General features: G+C 73.9%; 14 protein-coding genes. 9 read left to right on the top strand and 5 right to left on the bottom strand.

What is annotated here, in order from left to right; all coding sequences use genetic code 11:
- Positions 1-46 precede the first annotated feature (46 nt).
- The 4 genes from PSD17_RS09635 (at position 47) to PSD17_RS09620 (ending at position 3,689) form a co-directional block, all read left to right on the top strand.
- Positions 47-808, top strand: a complete 762-nt coding sequence (locus PSD17_RS09635; protein ID WP_013676081.1) for a 3-hydroxyacyl-CoA dehydrogenase — start codon at positions 47-49, stop codon at positions 806-808.
- Positions 809-824: 16 nt separating this feature from the next.
- A complete protein-coding gene (locus PSD17_RS09630) occupies positions 825-1,976 on the top strand; it encodes an acyl-CoA dehydrogenase family protein (protein WP_013676080.1) in 1,152 nt (383 codons plus the stop codon).
- Complete coding sequence (locus PSD17_RS09625; protein ID WP_013676079.1) at positions 1,973-2,599, top strand: TetR/AcrR family transcriptional regulator; 627 nt, start codon at positions 1,973-1,975, stop codon at positions 2,597-2,599. Before PSD17_RS09630 ends, PSD17_RS09625 begins: the two co-directional genes overlap by 4 nt.
- Positions 2,600-2,720: 121 nt before the next feature.
- Complete coding sequence (locus tag PSD17_RS09620) at positions 2,721-3,689, top strand: methionyl-tRNA formyltransferase (protein ID WP_013676078.1); 969 nt, start codon at positions 2,721-2,723, stop codon at positions 3,687-3,689.
- Here PSD17_RS09620 and PSD17_RS09615 read toward each other — a convergent pair.
- Positions 3,677-4,651: an iron-siderophore ABC transporter substrate-binding protein gene (locus tag PSD17_RS09615; protein WP_339122417.1), complete on the bottom strand. Its 975-nt coding sequence runs from the start codon at positions 4,649-4,651 to the stop codon at positions 3,677-3,679. The two genes, PSD17_RS09620 and PSD17_RS09615, sit on opposite strands and share 13 nt — an antisense overlap.
- A gap of 59 nt (positions 4,652-4,710) precedes the next feature.
- Positions 4,711-6,192, bottom strand: coding sequence for a pyridoxal-dependent decarboxylase (locus PSD17_RS09610; protein ID WP_339122416.1), 1,482 nt, complete (start codon positions 6,190-6,192; stop codon positions 4,711-4,713).
- Between the two features lie 47 nt (positions 6,193-6,239).
- Here PSD17_RS09610 and PSD17_RS09605 point away from each other — a divergent pair, with 47 nt between their 5' ends.
- Both PSD17_RS09605 and PSD17_RS09600 read left to right on the top strand, forming a co-directional pair.
- The gene (locus PSD17_RS09605) at positions 6,240-7,439 is read left to right on the top strand and encodes an MFS transporter (RefSeq protein ID WP_339122415.1); all 1,200 of its coding nucleotides are present in this window, start codon (positions 6,240-6,242) and stop codon (positions 7,437-7,439) included.
- Between the two features lie 153 nt (positions 7,440-7,592).
- Complete coding sequence (locus tag PSD17_RS09600; RefSeq protein ID WP_013676074.1) at positions 7,593-8,348, top strand: SDR family NAD(P)-dependent oxidoreductase; 756 nt, start codon at positions 7,593-7,595, stop codon at positions 8,346-8,348.
- A gap of 137 nt (positions 8,349-8,485) precedes the next feature.
- Here PSD17_RS09600 and PSD17_RS09595 read toward each other — a convergent pair whose 3' ends face one another.
- From PSD17_RS09595 to PSD17_RS09585, 3 genes are all read right to left on the bottom strand, one after another.
- Positions 8,486-8,821 (bottom strand): histone-like nucleoid-structuring protein Lsr2, encoded by a 336-nt coding sequence (locus PSD17_RS09595; protein WP_013676073.1) that lies wholly within the window; start codon positions 8,819-8,821, stop codon positions 8,486-8,488.
- A gap of 345 nt (positions 8,822-9,166) precedes the next feature.
- Positions 9,167-10,294, bottom strand: a complete 1,128-nt coding sequence (locus PSD17_RS09590) for an MBL fold metallo-hydrolase (protein WP_339122414.1) — start codon at positions 10,292-10,294, stop codon at positions 9,167-9,169.
- A 70-nt stretch (positions 10,295-10,364) separates the two neighbouring features.
- Positions 10,365-11,105: a hypothetical protein gene (locus PSD17_RS09585; RefSeq protein ID WP_013676071.1), complete on the bottom strand. Its 741-nt coding sequence runs from the start codon at positions 11,103-11,105 to the stop codon at positions 10,365-10,367.
- 19 nt (positions 11,106-11,124) lie between these two features.
- Between PSD17_RS09585 and PSD17_RS09580 the strand changes: the two genes are divergently transcribed.
- From PSD17_RS09580 to PSD17_RS09570, 3 genes are all read left to right on the top strand, one after another.
- Positions 11,125-11,304: a hypothetical protein gene (locus PSD17_RS09580; protein WP_041761763.1), complete on the top strand. Its 180-nt coding sequence runs from the start codon at positions 11,125-11,127 to the stop codon at positions 11,302-11,304.
- 100 nt (positions 11,305-11,404) lie between these two features.
- The gene (locus PSD17_RS09575; RefSeq protein ID WP_339122413.1) at positions 11,405-12,979 is read left to right on the top strand and encodes an acyl--CoA ligase family protein; all 1,575 of its coding nucleotides are present in this window, start codon (positions 11,405-11,407) and stop codon (positions 12,977-12,979) included.
- A gap of 117 nt (positions 12,980-13,096) precedes the next feature.
- The coding region (locus tag PSD17_RS09570; protein WP_339122412.1) for an indolepyruvate ferredoxin oxidoreductase family protein at positions 13,097-15,937 on the top strand (2,841 nt) is incomplete at its 3' end.

Raw genomic sequence — 15,937 nt, 5'->3', positions numbered from 1 at the left:
CCACTGCCATAGACGCCACAGTTCGACCCGGGAGGTCCCGTCCACCATGGACATCAACGGCAACGTCGCACTCGTCACCGGCGGTGCGTCCGGTCTCGGCCTCGCCACGGCCGAGACGCTGCTCGCCGCCGGCGCGAAGGTCGTGCTCCTCGACCTCCCGGGTTCGGCGGGCGAGGAGGTCGCGGGAAAGCTCGGCGACGACGCCCGGTTCGCGCCGGCCGACGTGCGTGACGAGGCCGCGGTCGCGGCGGCCCTGGACGTCGCGGCCGAGCTGGGCACGCTGCGCGTCGCGGTGAACTGTGCGGGCATCGGCCCGGCGGCCAAGACCGTGGGCAAGAGCGGCCCGTTCCCGCTCGACCTGTTCAGCCGGGTCGTCGAGATCAACCTGATCGGCACGTTCAACGTCATCAGGCTGGCCGCCGAGCGGATGACGCAGGCCGACCCGGTCGACGGGGAGCGCGGCGTCATCATCAACACGGCGTCGGTCGCGGCGTTCGACGGGCAGATCGGGCAGGCGGCGTACTCGGCGTCGAAGGGCGGGGTCGTCGGCATGACGCTGCCGATCGCGCGCGACCTGGCGTCGGCGATGATCCGCGTCGTCACGATCGCACCCGGGCTGTTCGACACCCCGCTGCTCGCGTCGCTGCCCGAGGAGGCCAGGACGTCGCTGGGCGCGCAGGTCCCGCACCCGTCGCGGCTGGGCGACCCGGCCGAGTACGGTGCGCTGGCCGCGCACATCGTCGCCAACCCGATGCTCAACGGCGAGGTCATCCGGCTCGACGGGGCCATCCGGATGGCCCCGCGCTAGGAAGGGGACCGAACCGGTGAAGCGCACCCTGTTCGAGGAGGACCACGAGGCGTTCCGCGCCTCGTTCCGCAAGTTCGTCGAGGCCGAGATCGTGCCGCACCACGACGAGTGGGAGCAGGCCGGGATCGTGCCGCGGGAGCTGTTCGCGACCGCCGGGCGGTCCGGCTTCCTGGGGATCGAGATCCCGGAGGAGTACGGCGGCGGCGGGGTGCGCGACTTCCGGTTCAACGCCGTCATGGACGAGGAGCTCATGGCGTGCGGGGCGGCCGCGGCCGGGCTGGGCCTGTCGTTGCACAACGACATCTGCCTGCCCTACTTCATGGCCTACTGCAACGACGAGCAGCGGGCGCGCTGGCTGCCCGGCATCGCGTCGGGCGAGCTGATCACGGCCATCGCGATGACCGAGCCCGGCATCGGCTCGGACCTCGCGTCGATGACGACGACGGCCGTCCGCGACGGCGACCACTACGTCGTCAACGGGGCGAAGACGTTCATCACCAACGGGATCAACGCCGACCTGGTGATCACGGCGGTGAAGACCGATCCGACGCAGCGGCACAAGGGCATGTCGCTGCTCGTGATCGAGCGCGGGATGGCGGGCTTCGAGCGCGGGCGCAACCTGGACAAGCTCGGCCAGCACGCGCAGGACACCGCCGAGCTGTCGTTCACCGACGTGCGGGTGCCGGTGGCGAACCTGCTGGGCGAGACCGAGGGCGAGGGCTTCACGCAGCTGGTCTCCAACCTGCCCCAGGAGCGGCTCTCGATCGGCTACGCGGCGGTCGCCGCGGCCCGCTACGCCCTGAACCTGACGTTGGACTACGTCAAGGAGCGCAAGGCGTTCGGCCAGCCCATCGGGTCGTTCCAGAACTCGCGGTTCGTGCTCGCCGAGCTCGACACCGAGATCGACATCGCCCAGCACTACGTCGACGCGTGCGTGCGGGCGCTCGACGCGGGCGAGCTGACCGCGGCCGACGCGAGCAAGGCCAAGTACTGGTGCACCGAGCTGCAGGGGCGCGTCGTCGACAAATGTCTGCAGCTGCACGGCGGGTACGGCTACATGGCCGAGTACCCGATCTCGCGGGCCTTCGCCGACGCCCGGATCACCCGGATCTACGGCGGCACGACCGAGATCATGAAGGAAGTCATCGGGCGGTCGCTGGGCCTGTGACGTCTCCCGTTCCGGCCCCGCCGCGCACGCGGGCGCAGCGCTCGGAGGACAGCCGGGCGCGCATCCTCGACGCGGCGGTCGCCTGCCTGGTCGCCGAGGGGTACTCGGGCGCGACGACGTTGGCGATCCAGGCCGACGCCGACGTCTCGCGCGGCGGCCTGCTGCACCACTTCCCGTCGCGCGACCTGCTGCTCGTGGCCGCGGCGCAGCACATCGCGGCGCAGCGGGTGCGCGACACCGAGGAGCGGGTGCTCGCCCTGGTCGAGGCAGGCGCGCAGGGCGCGGAGCGGATCGACCGTGTCGTGCTGGCGCTGTGGGAGTCCTACCACGAGGCGCACTTCTGGGCCGCCCTCGAGCTGTGGACGGCCGCGCGGTCGAACCCCGGGATCGCCGACGCCCTGCTGCCCGAGGAGCGCAGGCTGGGTGCGGTGATCCGGGCGTCGGTGGCGCGCATGATGGGCGAGCCGTACGCGTCGCACCCGCGGTTCCGGCAGGTGCGCGACCTGTTGCTCACGAGCATGCGTGGCGCGGCGATGACCTACACGTTCGACCGCCGCGACCCGGCCGCCGACCCGCTCGTGGGCCAGTGGCAGGACCTCGCGCGCACGCTGCTCGACGCCTGATCCGCGGCCGACGACCAGGGCCCGGCCCGCCTCGCGGAGCGGGACGGCTCACCCCAATGGGCCTCTGCCCGTCGGTGCTGCTTTAGTTAGCCTTCCCTTAGATGAGGTGAGGAGACTCGGCATGCGGGTGGTGGCCTTCGGCTACATGACGTGGGGGCGGCGCACGATCGAGGCGGTGCTGGAGGCGGGCCACGAGGTTCCGCTGATCGTCACCCACCCCGACGGCGACTCGGCCTACGAGAAGATTTTCAACGAGTCCGTCGCCGAGCTCGCCGCCGACCGCGCCATCCCCGTGCTGGTGCGCAACCGCGCGCACGACGAGGAGGTCAGGACCGCGATCGCCGCCGCCGAGGCCGACATCATGGTCGTCTCCAACTGGCGCACCTGGCTGCCGCCGGAGGTCTACTCGATCCCGCGGCTGGGCACGCTCAACGTGCACGACGCGCTGCTGCCGGCGTACGCGGGGTTCGCCCCGCTGAACTGGGCGCTGATCAACGACGAGCCCGAGGTCGGGGTCACCGCGCACATGATGGACGCGGACTTCGACGCCGGCGACATCGTCCTGCAGCGCTCGACGCCCGTCACCGACGACGACACGGTCGTCGACCTCTTCGACCGCACGCTCGCGATGTTCGGGCCCATCACCGTCGACGCGCTCGACCTGATCGCGTCGGGCCGGCGCGACTTCGCGCCGCAGGACCGCCGGGCCGCGTCGTACTTCCACCGGCGTAGCGACGAGGAGAACCGCATCGACTGGACCTGGCCGCCGCGCGACGTGTTCAACCTCGTGCGCGCCCAGGTCGACCCCTACCCCAACGCGTACTGCTACCGCGGCACGGAGCGGATCCGGGTGCTCGCGGCGTCGCTGACCGACGACGCCATCGGCGGCACCCCGGGCCGCATCGTCATCCGGCGCGGGACCGGTGTCGTCGTCGCCGCGGGTGCCGACGCGCGTCGCGGCCGCAACCCCGGCGTCCTGATCCACCGGGTCCGGCTCGACGACGGCCGCGAGCTCGACGCCGTGGACTACTTCCCGCGGATGGGCGAGTACCTGACCGCCCACCCGCGGGAGGCGGATCAGGCCCGGTAGGCCTGCGAGAGCTGCGGGACGACGGCGTCGAGGGCCGTCGGGAGGCTCAGCGGGCTGCCGAAGCCCAGCGCCCCGGCGACCTCGGTGCCGTACCCGCCCAGGTAGACGACACGGCCGGCCTTGACCGCGTCCAGGCTCTGGAACGCCCGGTCGTCGGCGAGGTCCTCCTGCGTCTGGCCGAACACGACGACGGCGTCGGAGTCCAGCTCGCCGATGCGCTCGGCGCTCAGGGTCTCGGTCGTGGCCGGCAGCCGCAGGCCGAGGCCCTGGAAGAGCTGGGTGCGCAGGTCGTCGTTCCCGAGCGAGTAGATCTGGCCGTCGACGACGAAGCCGATCCGCAGGTTCTTGCCCGCGAACTCGGGGTGCTCCTCGCGGGCCTTCGCGAACCGTGCCTCGGCGTCGGCGACGACACGATCGGCCTGGGCGCTGCGGCCGAGCACCTTGCCGGTCAGCCTGGTCTGGTCCTGCCAGCCCATCGCGGCGTTCGCGGCGTCGGGCTGCGCGACCGTCGGCGCGATCTTCGACAGGGCGTCGTAGGTGGCCCTGTCCATGAACGAGTAGATGCCCAGGATCAGGTCGGGACGCAGCGCGGCGACGCGCTCGACGTCGACCTCGTTGCCGCCGACCAGCGGCGGGGTGGCGCCGCCGAGTGCGGCCTGGGCCCAGGGGCGGCGCGTCTCGTCGTACTCGCCGATGAAGTCGCGCACGCCGACCGGCACGACGCCGACCGCGAGGGCGAAGTCGGCGTCGTTGAACCCGACGGTGACGACGCGGGTCGGCTCGGCCGGGACCGTCGTCTCGCCGAAGGCGTGCGTCACCGTCACCGGGAACGTCGCGGTGCCCGCGGGTGCGGGCGCCGGCTCCGCGGTGCTGGGGCGTTCGCTGCTCGAGCACGCGGCGAGGGTCGTCGCGAGGACGGCTGCGACGGCGAGGGTGAGCAGCCGGGCAGGGGAGCGGGCCATGGGTCTCCTTCGGTCGGCGTGGACGATTCGTCCCTTTCCGGACCAAAGTTAGCCTCACCTCATGCTGTCGGTTGCACGGGCTCCCTCCGCAGCGCGGCGCTGTCGGCGCGGATTCGCTGCCACAGGGCCGCGACGTGCTCGGGCTGCGTCGTGACCGCGCCGATCGCGATCCGCATCACGTACCGACCGTCGACGACCGTGTGGGTCACGAACGCCGACCCCGACGCGTTCACCCGCTCGACCAGCGTCCGCGTCGCGGCGTCGTCGGCCTCCGGGCCCCGGCCGGTGTCGGCGCGCAGGCACACCAACGCGAGCGACGGTGGCGCCGCGAGCACCAGGCCCGGCTCGGCGCGCACCTTCGCGGCGAGGTCGACGGCCATCGCCACGTGCCCGCGCAGGTGCGCCCGCAGCCCGTCGAGGCCGAGCCCGTGCACGACGGCCCACAGCTTCAGCGCCCGGAACCGCCTGCCCAGCGGGACCTGCCAGTCCCGGTAGTCCACGACCGCGCCGGACTCGCTGGCCGCGTTGCGCAGGTACTCCGGGGTGATCGAGAGCGCCCGCGGCAGGGCCGTCGCGTCGCGGACCCACAGCAAGGAGGCGTCGAACGCGGTGAGCAGCCACTTGTGGGCATCGGTGCAGAAGGAGTCGGCGAGCTCGCAGCCGTCGAGCACGTGCCGCAGCTCGGGGCAGAGCCCGGCCACGCCGGCCCAGGCGGCGTCGACGTGCACCCAGACGTCGTGGGCCGCGGCGACGGCGGCGACGGCACGCACCGGGTCGACCGCCCCCGTGCCGGTGGTGCCGACGGTCGCGCACACCATGACCGGCCGCAGCCCGGCGGCCACGTCCGCGGCGACGGCGGCGGCGAGCGCGTCGGGCGACATCGAGACGGTGCCCGGTACCGGCTCGACGACGCGCAGCGCCCGCGCCCCCAGGCCCGCGACGCGCACGGCCTTGGCCAGCGATGAGTGCGTCTCCGCGGTGACGTAGACCCGCTCGCGGCCGTCGGTGCCCGACTCCCGCCATGCTCCGCCGCCGGCCCGTTCCAGCGCGGCGAGCAGCGCGACGAGCGCGGCCGACGACGCCGAGTCCTGGATCGAGCCGCCGCCCCCGCCGTCGAACGTGAACGCCTCGCCGATGCCGAGGGCGCGGGCGAACCCGTCGAGCAGCACCTGCTCGACCTCGGTCGCGGCCGGCGAGGTCGACCAGAGCATCCCCTGCGCACCCAGCCCGCCGGAGAGCAGCTCGCCCAGCAGCGAGGCGAGCGAGGCGTTGGCGGGGAAGTAGCCGAAGAACCCGGGGTGCTGCCACAGCGTGCTCGCCGGCACGACGACCTCGTCGACGGTGCGGAGCAGCTCCTCCAGCGGCTGCGGCGTCTCCGGCAGCCCGCCCGCGAGGGCACCGTCGGTCAGCAGGCGGCGCACCGAGCCCGGTTCGACCGCGGGCTGGACGTCGTGGTCGGTGATGCGGGCGCGGTGGTCGGCCACCCAGTCGACGAACGCGTGGCCGAGGCGGCGGAACTCGTCGGGATCGAGATCGGGCACCCGGTCACCCTAGGCGCTGCCCGGCCGCGGGTGGTTAGGGTTGGCAAGTGTCCGCGACGTCCGGTGTGCCTGCCCGCCCGGACCTCCCCGACGACGCGCCCGCCCGGGTCCGCCTGCTCCAGGCCGCGGCCCTGACCAGCACGTTCGACCGGTTCGCGCTCGCGCCGCTGCTGATCGAGATCGGCCGTGACCTGGGAGTGTCGCTCGCCGCGGTCGCGGCCGTGGCCAGCGGCTACTACCTCGCCTACGGGCTCATGCAGCCCCTGTGGGGGCTGCTCAGCGACCGGCTGGGCCGGGTCCGGGTGATGCGCGTCGCGCTCGCGGGAACCGCGCTCGCCGCGGTGGTGTCCGTCGTCGCCCCGACGCTCGCCGTGCTCGCGGTATCGCGCGTCGTGGCCGGCGCGATGGTGGCCGCACTGATCCCGACCACCCTGGTCTACGTCGGCGACACCTGGCCGGTCGCGGTGCGCCAGCGGCCGCTGTCGGACCTGCTGGCCGCGTCCTCGCTCGGGACCGCGGCGGCGACGGTCGGCGCGGGCGTCGTCGCCGAGCTGGTCGGATGGCGTGCGGTGTTCGGCCTGACGGGCGTCGCGGCCGCAGTGCTGTGGGTGGCGTTGCGGCGGCTGCCCGAGCCGGAGCGCGCGCCACCGGGCGCACTACTGGCTCCGCTGGGGCTCGTCGCCCGCAGCGGGTGGGCATGGGTGGTGCTCGGCCTGGCGTTCGTCGAGGGTGCCGTCGCGCTCGGGACGCTGACGTTCCTCGCCCCGGCGGTGCAGGGGCTCGGCTGGTCGCCGGGCGTCGCGGGGCTGGTCGCCGCGGCGTACGGGATCGCGGCGCTGCTGACGTCGCGGCTCGTGCGCCGGCTCGTCGGACGGGTCTCGCCCGTCGTGCTGGCCGCGGTCGGGGGCGGTGTGCTCGCCGTCGCGTGGGTGCCGCCCGCGGTGTCGGTCGGTGTCGCGACGATCCTCGCCTCGGGTCTGCTGCTGGGCGTCGCCTGGGCATTCCTGCACACAACGCTGCAGACCTGGGCGACCGAGGTCGTGCCCCGGGCCCGGGCCGCGGCGGTGTCGCTGTTCGCGGCGGTGCTGTTCCTCGGCAGCTCGGTCGGGACGGCGCTGGCCGCGCCGCTCGCCGACGCGGGCGACTACCCGACGCTCTTCGGCGTCGCGCTGACGGCGGCGGTGCCGTTGGCCGCCGCCGCGGTCCTCGCCAGGGCGCGCTACGCGCGCGCCCACCGCCGCCGCTGAGCGGCCGGGCTCAGACCCGATGCCGGCCCCGGGACGCGGCGGCCCGCGCCGCCGGGGACCGACCGGACCCGAGGGGCCGGCCCCGGGCCGACGTGGCCCGGCCGTGGCAGGTGTCACCGACCGTGCGCGGACCCCGTACGGCACAGTGACGGGATGATCGATCGAGACAACGGGCGCAGGGTCGCACTCGTCACCGGGGGTTCACGGGGCATCGGGGGCGACATCGCCCGCAGGCTCGCCGGTGAGGGCTTCTCGGTGACGGTCGCGGCCCGGCAGGAGGCCGGCGTCACCGCCGCCTGCGAGAAGATCGCGGGCGAGACCGGTGCCGAGGTGCACGGGGTCGCCGCCAACATGGCCGACGAGGACGCGCTCGTCCGGCTCGCGGCCGAGCACACCGACCGGTTCGGCCGCCTCGACGTGCTCGTGCTGGCCGCCGGTCTCGGTGCCGAGGAGCCCGTGGCGGCGATGCGCACGAAGGCGTTCGACCTGCAGATCGGGGTCAACCTGCGGGCGCCCGTGCTGCTGGTCCGTGAGCTCCTGCCGCTGCTGCGCGAGACGGCCGCGGCCAACCCCCGCCACGGCAGTCGCGTCGTCGCGCTCTCGTCGATCACCGGGGTGGCCGCGGAGGCCGGCCTGTCGGCGTACGGGGCGTCGAAGGCCGGGTTGGTGTCGTTCTGCGAGACGCTCTCCCTCGAGGAGTCCCGCAACGGTGTGAACGCCACCGCGGTCGCGCCGGGATATGTCGACACGGACATGACCGCACATCTCGAGGGACGTCTGGAACGGTCGTCGATGTTGACGGTCGACGACGTCTCGGAAATGGTGCTCGGGCTCACCCGGTTGTCGGCCCGGGCGGTCGTCCCGAGCATCGTCATCAGTCGCGCAGGTACGCAGCTCTGGCGTGCCTGAGAACGGGACCGTCCGACGGGAAGTGACCCGAGGGGGGTCGCGGGGATTGCTCCGGGAATGCGGAGAAGTGTCGGGGCCGGTCCCGGCCGGTCGGCGGCATCGGGGCTGTCGCGAACGCGGGCCCCGGCCGGGGAACCTCAGTGGCTCTGCCGGTACGCCTCGAGCACATTCGTGGGGATCCGGCCGCGCTCGGAGATCTTCATCCCCTGGGAGACCGCCCATTCGCGAATGGCCTGGTTCTGTTCACGGTCCGAAGACGCACGCGGCGGGCCGGCGTTGCTGCTGCCAGACCGCCGTGAGGGCGCACGACGGGCCGCGTTAATGAAGGGGTCGAGCGCCTCGCGCAATCGCTTCCCATTCGCCGCGGACAGGTCGATCTCGTAGTGCTTGCCGTCGAGGGCGAACTCGACCTGCTCGTCCGCTTCGGAGCCGTCGATGTCGTCCACCAGCGTCACCGTCGTCTGCTTCGCCACTGGCTACCCTTCACAAGAGCGCGGGCACGGCGGAAACCCGAACGGAACGACAGTATCCGCCGGAGAGTCGAGCACGTGCATGATTTCCTCGTCGACCAATCGTAATGGAGTGGGTCGAGGAATGTCGAATGGGGTCCACCCGTTCACTGTGAGTGCTCGGGAGTCGGGTAGATCTGTTGCATGCGTCCGCGCAGCAGACAGGAGTGCAGAGCGCGACCGTTTACCGACGAGTTCACCCGGTGCGTTGCCGGGTGTGCACGCACGGTGCGTGGCGAACGCTGCGCAGCGTACCGAGCGCGGTCGGGTAATCCGGATGAATGGTCGCCCGAAGCCGCCGGAAAGGCGTCACCCCAGCGCCGACCACCAGTCGTCCAATGCGGGCGGGGTGAGCAGGTCGACGCGTTGACCGGGACGCGGTACCACCAGTGGGATTCGCGCGGTTTCGGCCGCGGCCCGCAGCCGTGTCACCGGCTCGGACCACCCGTGAAATGCGAGGTTGAACGTCGCCCAGTGCACCGGCACGAGTAATCCGCCGCGCAGGTCGCGATGCGCCCGCACCGATTCCTCGGGGTTCATGTGGATGTCGGGCCACGCGACGTCGTAGGCCCCGACGGGCAGGACGGTGACGTCGAACGGTCCCAGCCGCGCGCCCGCCTCGGAGAATGCCGCGGTGTACCCGGTGTCGCCGCCGAAGTAGGCCCGCCGCCGCGGCCCCGCGACCGCCCACGACGACCACTGGGTCGTGTTGCGGGCGAACAGCCTGCCGGAGAAGTGACGCGCCTCCGCGCACGTGATCGTGAGCCCGGCGACCTCGGTGGCGTCGTTCCAGTCCAGCTCGCGGATCCGGTCGTCGGGCACCCCCCAGCGGCGCAGGTGGGCCCCGATCCCGACCGGGACGACGAACACGGCGGCCGTCTCGTGGCCGAGCCGTCGCACGGTCGCCATGTCGAGGTGGTCGTAGTGGTCGTGGGAGACGACGACGGCGTCGACCTGAGGCAACGCCTGCAGCGGGACCGGCGCCGGGTGCAGCCGCCGCGGCCCGACCCGCTCCGACGGCGAGACCCGCTCGCTCCACACCGGGTCGGTCAGCACCCGGCGGCCGTCGATCTCCAGCAGCACCGACGAATGGCCGTACCAGGTCAGCGCGAGCTCGCCCGCGGTGACGGGCTGGACGTCGGCCGCGATCGGGACCGGCGCCGACGGGGTGCCGGTCGTCCCGCGGGTGAGCAGCCGCAGCAGTAGCCCGCGCAACTCGCCCGGCGCGATCTGGACGCCGGGCTCGGTGTTGCCGAAGCGGCCGTCGCGGGAGTGCGGTGAGCTCGCGGCCCGGGCCCGCAGGACGGCGTCGCTCGCCCCGACCGCCAGGGGAACGCCGCGGGCGGCCCGCGCGACCCTGCCGGCCCCGACGAGCAGGCCGCCGACGAGTACCGAGCGGGCGGCGGCCGACACCACCCGGCGGGACACGATGCTCACCCCGCCAGCCTACGGAGACCCCGACCCGACCGGCACGGCACGCGCGGGCGCGACCGGCACGACCTGCGGGTCACCGCCCGTCGACCGACACCGCGATCTCGCCGCCGAGCGCGAACCCGTCGACGAGGGGCAGCCGGTCGCCGGACCAGAAGCGACCCGGGTCGTACCAGTTGGGCCGGCGGTCGGCGGTGAGCAGGCCCATCTCCTCGTAGGTCACCGCGACGACCTCCGCGCAGTAGGCGGTGACGAGCGCGGGCTCCGTCGCCGCGACGTCGGAGCCGGCGGCGGGCGGGACCCCGTCGTCCCCGCGACGGCGCGCGAGCGGCGCGCGCACCCGCGCGAGGACCGAGTCCCGCACGCGGGCGGCGCGGGCACCGGCCCGCGGGAGCCGCCCCCGGGCCCAGCGCGACGCGAGCCGCGCCGTCGACGGGAACGGGGTGCCGTCGAGGCGGGCCACGGTGCGCAGCGCCGCGTCCTCCCGCTCGCGCCCGACCGTGGGCTCCAGCTGGCGCAGCCAGACCCGCTGGTGGTAGCGCTCGTGCCAGGTGGCGACGGCGTCGCGCAGGTCGTGGAGCTGGACGCCGCGCTGGTGGCGGCCGGTCCACACGTCCGGCAGCGACCGGCCGAGCTCGGCATGCCACATCAGCGGCGGCAGGTCCTCGACCACGATCGCCATGCCGACGTGGTTGACCGGCGAGTTCGTCAGGTTCTGGATGGCCCGGTCGGCGCCGGTGCGGCCGCGGAACAGCCACACGTCCCCGGTCCTGGTCAGGTCGACCGCGCGGTCGAGGGAGATCGAGGAGCCGCTCACGGGCGCCTACCCTATGGCGATGCGCTGGTGGAAGTGGGCAGGTCTGGCGGGGCTCGCCGGAGTGGCGGCGACCGGTGTCGTCACCGCGCGCGCCGAGCGGCGCCGCCGCGCCTACACCCCGGAGGAGATCCGGGAGCGGCTGCGGGCGCGGATCGCGGCGGCGGAGCCGGCCTCGCCGCCGGCCCCGGCGCCGCGCTGAAGGTGAGGGTGGCTGAGGTGAGGGTCGCTGAGGTGAGGGTCACAGCCGGGGCACTGTCGGACGGCTTCCGTTCGGGGCGGTGCGTGACAGGGTTCCCCTCATGACGGATCTGTCGTTCGAGCCGCTGACGCCGGTGTCCTATCTCGATCGCGCGGCGGCCGCGCACGGCGACCGCGTCGCGGTGATCGACGGCGAGCTCCGACTGACCTACCGCGAGTTCCACGACCGCTGCAGGCGCCTCGCGGGTGGCCTCGCCCCGTTGGCGGGCGGGCGCCCCGTCGCGTTCCTCGCCCCGAACACCCACGTGCTGCTGGAGTCGAACTACGGCGTGCCGTGGGCGGGGTCGCCGCTGGTCGCGATCAACACCCGGCTCTCGGCCGGCGAGGTCGCCTACATCCTCGAGCACTCCGGTGCGGCCGTGCTGGTCCACGACCCCGTGTTCGACGAGCTCGTCGACGACGCCCTCGCCCGGCTCGCCGGCTCCGGCACGGCCGCGCCCGCGCGCATCCGGGCGGGGGAGGAGTACGAGGCCCTGCTCGCGGGCGCGTCGCCGCTGGCCGTCACCCCCGACGACGAGCGCGCGCTGCTCTCGATCAACTACACGTCCGGGACGACGGGCCGCCCCAAGGGCGTCATGTACCACCATCGCGGCGCCTACCTGCAGGCGTTGGCGATGGTCGGGCACACCGGGATGTCGCCCTCGACGGTGCACCTGTGGACGCTGCCGATGTTCCACTGCAACGGCTGGTGCTTCCCGTGGGCCGTCACCGCCGCGGCCGGCACGCACGTCTGCCTCGACAAGGTCGATCCCGCGCGGGTCTGGCAGCTGATCCGCGAGGAGGGTGTCACGCACCTCAACGGGGCGCCGACGGTGCTGTCGATGCTGGCCTACGCCGAGCAGGCCGGTGAGGGCGTGCCCGGCGACCGCGTGGTCCGGATCGCGACGGGCGGGGCGCCCCCGTCCCCGGCGATCCTGCGCCGGATGGCCGGCCTCGGTTTCGACGTCACCCACCTCTACGGGCTCACCGAGACGTTCGGCCCGGCGATGATCTGCGACTGGCGCCCGGAGTGGAACGGCCTCGACGCAGAGGAGCAGGCCGGGCTCAAGGCGCGCCAGGGCGTCGGCAACATGATCTCCTGCACCGCCCGGATCGTCGACGACAACGGCGCCGACCTGCCGGCCGACGGCACCTCGGTGGGCCAGATCGCCCTGCGCGGCAACAACGTCATGCTCGGGTACTTCAAGGACCCCGAGGCGACCGCGGCGGCCGCGCCCGACGGCTGGTTCCGCACGGGCGACCTCGGGGTGATGCATCCCGACGGCTACGTCGAGCTGCGCGACCGCAGCAAGGACGTGATCATCTCCGGGGGCGAGAACATCGCGAGCGTCGAGGTCGAGCAGGCCGTCGCCGAGCACCCGGCCGTCCTCGAGGTCGCGGTGATCGCGGTGCCCGACGAGCGCTGGGGAGAGGTCCCGGCCGCCTACGTGACCCTGCACGCCGGCGCGTCGGTGACCGAGCAGGAGATCATCGAGCACGTCAAGGGCAGGCTCGCGCGGTTCAAGGCACCGAAGACCGTCGTGTTCGGCGAGCTGCCCAAGACCTCCACCGGCAAGATCCAGAAGTTCGTCCTCCGGGAGAAGGCGTGGGCGGGCGTCGAGCGGCGGATCCAGTAGTAGCGGGGCCCGCGTTGCGCTGATCGGAACGGGTGCTCCGCGGATCCGCCGCGGCAATGAGAAGGTGGGCAGGCCGTCTCCACGACGTGGGCGGCGTCCGACCGGCGAGGTGAACGCATGACCGTGCAGGACAGCGAGCCGCGGGCCTCGGGACCGGCCGCGGACCCCGTGGACTTCTCCCTGACCGACCGCTACCGACCGGGCACCGGTCCGGTGCTGCTCACCGGCGTGCAGGCCATCGCCCGGCTGCTCGCCGAGCAGCACGCGGCGGACGCGCGCGCGGGGCTGCGGACGGCGTCCTTCGTGTCCGGCTACCAGGGCTCGCCCCTGGGCGGGCTGGACAAGACGCTGGCCGCCGCACCGGAGCTCGTCGAGACGGCGGGCCTGACGTTCGTGCCCGGGGTCAACGAGGAGCTCGCCGCGACCGCGATCTGGGGCAGCCAGGTCGAGGTGCCCGGGCACGGCCGGACGGTCGACGGCGCCGTCGGCGTCTGGTACGGCAAGGCGCCCGGCGTCGACCGGGCGGGCGACCCGATGCGGCACGGCAACATGTGCGGCGCCCACCCCGCGGGTGGGGTCCTCGTCCTCGCCGGCGACGACCCGAGCTGCAAGTCGTCGACCATCCCGTGCATCTCCGAGCGCACGCTCACCGGCTACGGGCTGCCCGTCCTCTACCCCAGCAGCGCCGAGGAGATCGTGCGGCTGGGCCGCTACGGCGTCGCGCTGTCGCGGGCCTCGGGCATGTGGGTCGGCATGAAGATCACCGCCGACGTCGCCGACGGCGTCTGGACCCTCGACGCCGGCTGCGGCGACGTCGAGATCACCGTCCCGGCGCTGCAGTGGGAGGGACGGGACTGGGAGTACCGCCAGATCCCGATGCTCGTGCCGCCGTCGTCGCTGGAGGCCGAGGCCCAGCTCTACGGGCCGCGGCGGGCGATGGTCGACGCCTTCCTCGAGGCCAACCCGGTCAACACCGTCGAGCTGGACACCCCGGGTGCCTGGCTGGGGATCGTCGCCGCCGGGAAGGCGTTCACCGACGTCCGGCAGGCACTGCGCGACGTCGGTCTCGACGACGACGGCTGCCGCAGAGCCGGGATCCGGCTGCTGCGGATGGGCATGGTCGCGCCCGTGCAGCGCGGCCTCCTGCGCGACTTCGCCGAGGGCCTGGACACCGTGCTCGTCGTCGAGGAGAAGACGCCGTTCCTCGAGACCGGGGTCCGTGACGCGCTGTACGGTCTGGCGTCCGCACCCGTGGTCGTCGGGTCCGCCGACGCCGACGGCCGGCCGCTGGTGCCCGTCGCGGGGGAGCTGACCGCCGGAGCGCTGGCCGGGCCGCTGCGCCGCGTCCTCTCCGGGCGCGTCGCGCTGCCCGAGCCCGTACGGGTGCCCGCGCCGCTGTCGTTGTCGCCGGTCGCCCGCACCCCCTACTTCTGCTCGGGCTGCCCGCACAACCGCTCGACCGTCGTCCCCGAGGGTGCGGTCGCGGGCGGTGGGATCGGGTGCCACGCGATGGTCGCGCTGACCCATCGGCCCACCAGCGAGGTCTCGTCGATCACGCAGATGGGCGGCGAGGGCGCGCAGTGGATCGGGCAGGCGCCGTTCACCGACGCCCGGCACATGTACCAGAACATGGGCGACGGGACGTTCGCCCACTCCGGCCAGCTCGCCGTGCAGGCCTGCGTCGCCGCCGGCGTGTCGATCACGTTCAAGCTCCTCTACAACCGGGCCGTCGCCATGACCGGCGGACAGGACGCCGAGGGCGGGCTCGAGGTCCCGGCGCTCGCGGCGAAGCTGCTGGCCGAGGGCGTCGCCCGGGTGATGGTGTGTGCCGACGAGCCGGCGCGCTACCGGGCGCTGCCGCCGCTGCCGCGGGGGGTCGACCTGTGGCACCGCGACCGGTTCGACGAGGCCCAGCGCGTGCTGGGGGAGGCCGAGGGCGTCACCGTCCTGATCTACGACCAGCGCTGCGCCGCGGAGTCGCGACGACTGCGCAAGCGCGGGGCGCTCGCGGTGCGGCCCACCCGCGTCGTCATCAACGAGGAGGTGTGTGAGGGCTGCGGCGACTGCGGGGTGAAGAGCAACTGCCTGTCGGTGCAGCCCGTCGACACCGAGCTGGGTCGCAAGACCCGCATCGACCAGTCGTCCTGCAACACCGACTACTCCTGTCTCGACGGGGACTGCCCGTCGTTCGTGACCGTCGTCGCCGACGGTGCGCGCCCCGCGGCTCGCACCCGCCCCGAGCCGCCCGACGTGCCGTCCGCGGTGGTCGCTCCGGCCGGTGACGTGTTCCTCGCCGGCATCGGCGGGACCGGCATCGTCACGGTCAACCAGGTGCTCGCGTCGGCAGCCGTGCACGAGGGGCTGGCCGTGCACGGCGTCGACCAGACCGGGCTGTCGCAGAAGGCCGGGCCGGTGGTCTCGCACCTGCGGGTCGCCGCGTCCGAGGCCGAGCTCGGCCCCGCGAACCGCGTCGGACCCGCGCAGGCGCGCTGCTACCTCGCCTTCGACGCGCTCGTCGGTGCCGACGCGCGCAACCTCGGCTACGCCTCGGCCACCGACACGACGGCCGTCGTGTCGGTGTCGTCGGTGCCGACGGGCGCCATGGTGCGCGACGCGACCGTCGCCGCGCCCGACGTCGAGGCGCTGGTCGACCGCATCGCCGGCCGGTGTGCCGACGTCGTGCGGCTCGACGCGGCCGGCGCCGCCGTCGCGCTGTTCGGCGACGCGATGCCGGCCAACCTGCTGCTGCTCGGCGCGGCCTGCCAGGCCGGGGCGCTGCCGGTCGGCGCCGAGTCGGTCGAGTGGGCGATCGGGCTCAACGGCGTCGCCGTCGAGGCCAACATCGCGGCGTTCCGCTGGGGACGGGTGGCGGTGGCCGACCCGTCGGCGTTCGCGGCGGCGGTCGGCTCGCCCGCCGCGGCGCCGGCGCGCCGGACGCCGCCGCCCGGGCTCGGGCTG

Origin of the sequence: Pseudonocardia sp. D17 (assembly GCF_036984265.1) — a bacterium.
Taxonomy (GTDB): Bacteria; Actinomycetota; Actinomycetes; order Mycobacteriales; family Pseudonocardiaceae; genus Pseudonocardia; species Pseudonocardia benzenivorans.
The sequence above is the reverse complement of the archived record's forward strand: the minus strand, read 5'-3'. Positions and strand labels throughout refer to the sequence as shown.

What these genes read in the sequence shown, in the direction of transcription:
- PSD17_RS09635 (WP_013676081.1), top strand. Translation starts at nt 47, where the DNA reads ATGGACATCAACGGCAACGTCGCACTCGTCACCGGCGGTGCGTCCGGT.
- PSD17_RS09615 (WP_339122417.1), bottom strand. Translation starts at nt 4,651, where the DNA reads ATGGCCCGCTCCCCTGCCCGGCTGCTCACCCTCGCCGTCGCAGCCGTC.
- PSD17_RS09620 (WP_013676078.1), top strand. Translation starts at nt 2,721, where the DNA reads ATGCGGGTGGTGGCCTTCGGCTACATGACGTGGGGGCGGCGCACGATC.
- PSD17_RS09600 (WP_013676074.1), top strand. Translation starts at nt 7,593, where the DNA reads ATGATCGATCGAGACAACGGGCGCAGGGTCGCACTCGTCACCGGGGGT.
- PSD17_RS09575 (WP_339122413.1), top strand. Translation starts at nt 11,405, where the DNA reads ATGACGGATCTGTCGTTCGAGCCGCTGACGCCGGTGTCCTATCTCGAT.
- PSD17_RS09580 (WP_041761763.1), top strand. Translation starts at nt 11,125, where the DNA reads ATGCGCTGGTGGAAGTGGGCAGGTCTGGCGGGGCTCGCCGGAGTGGCG.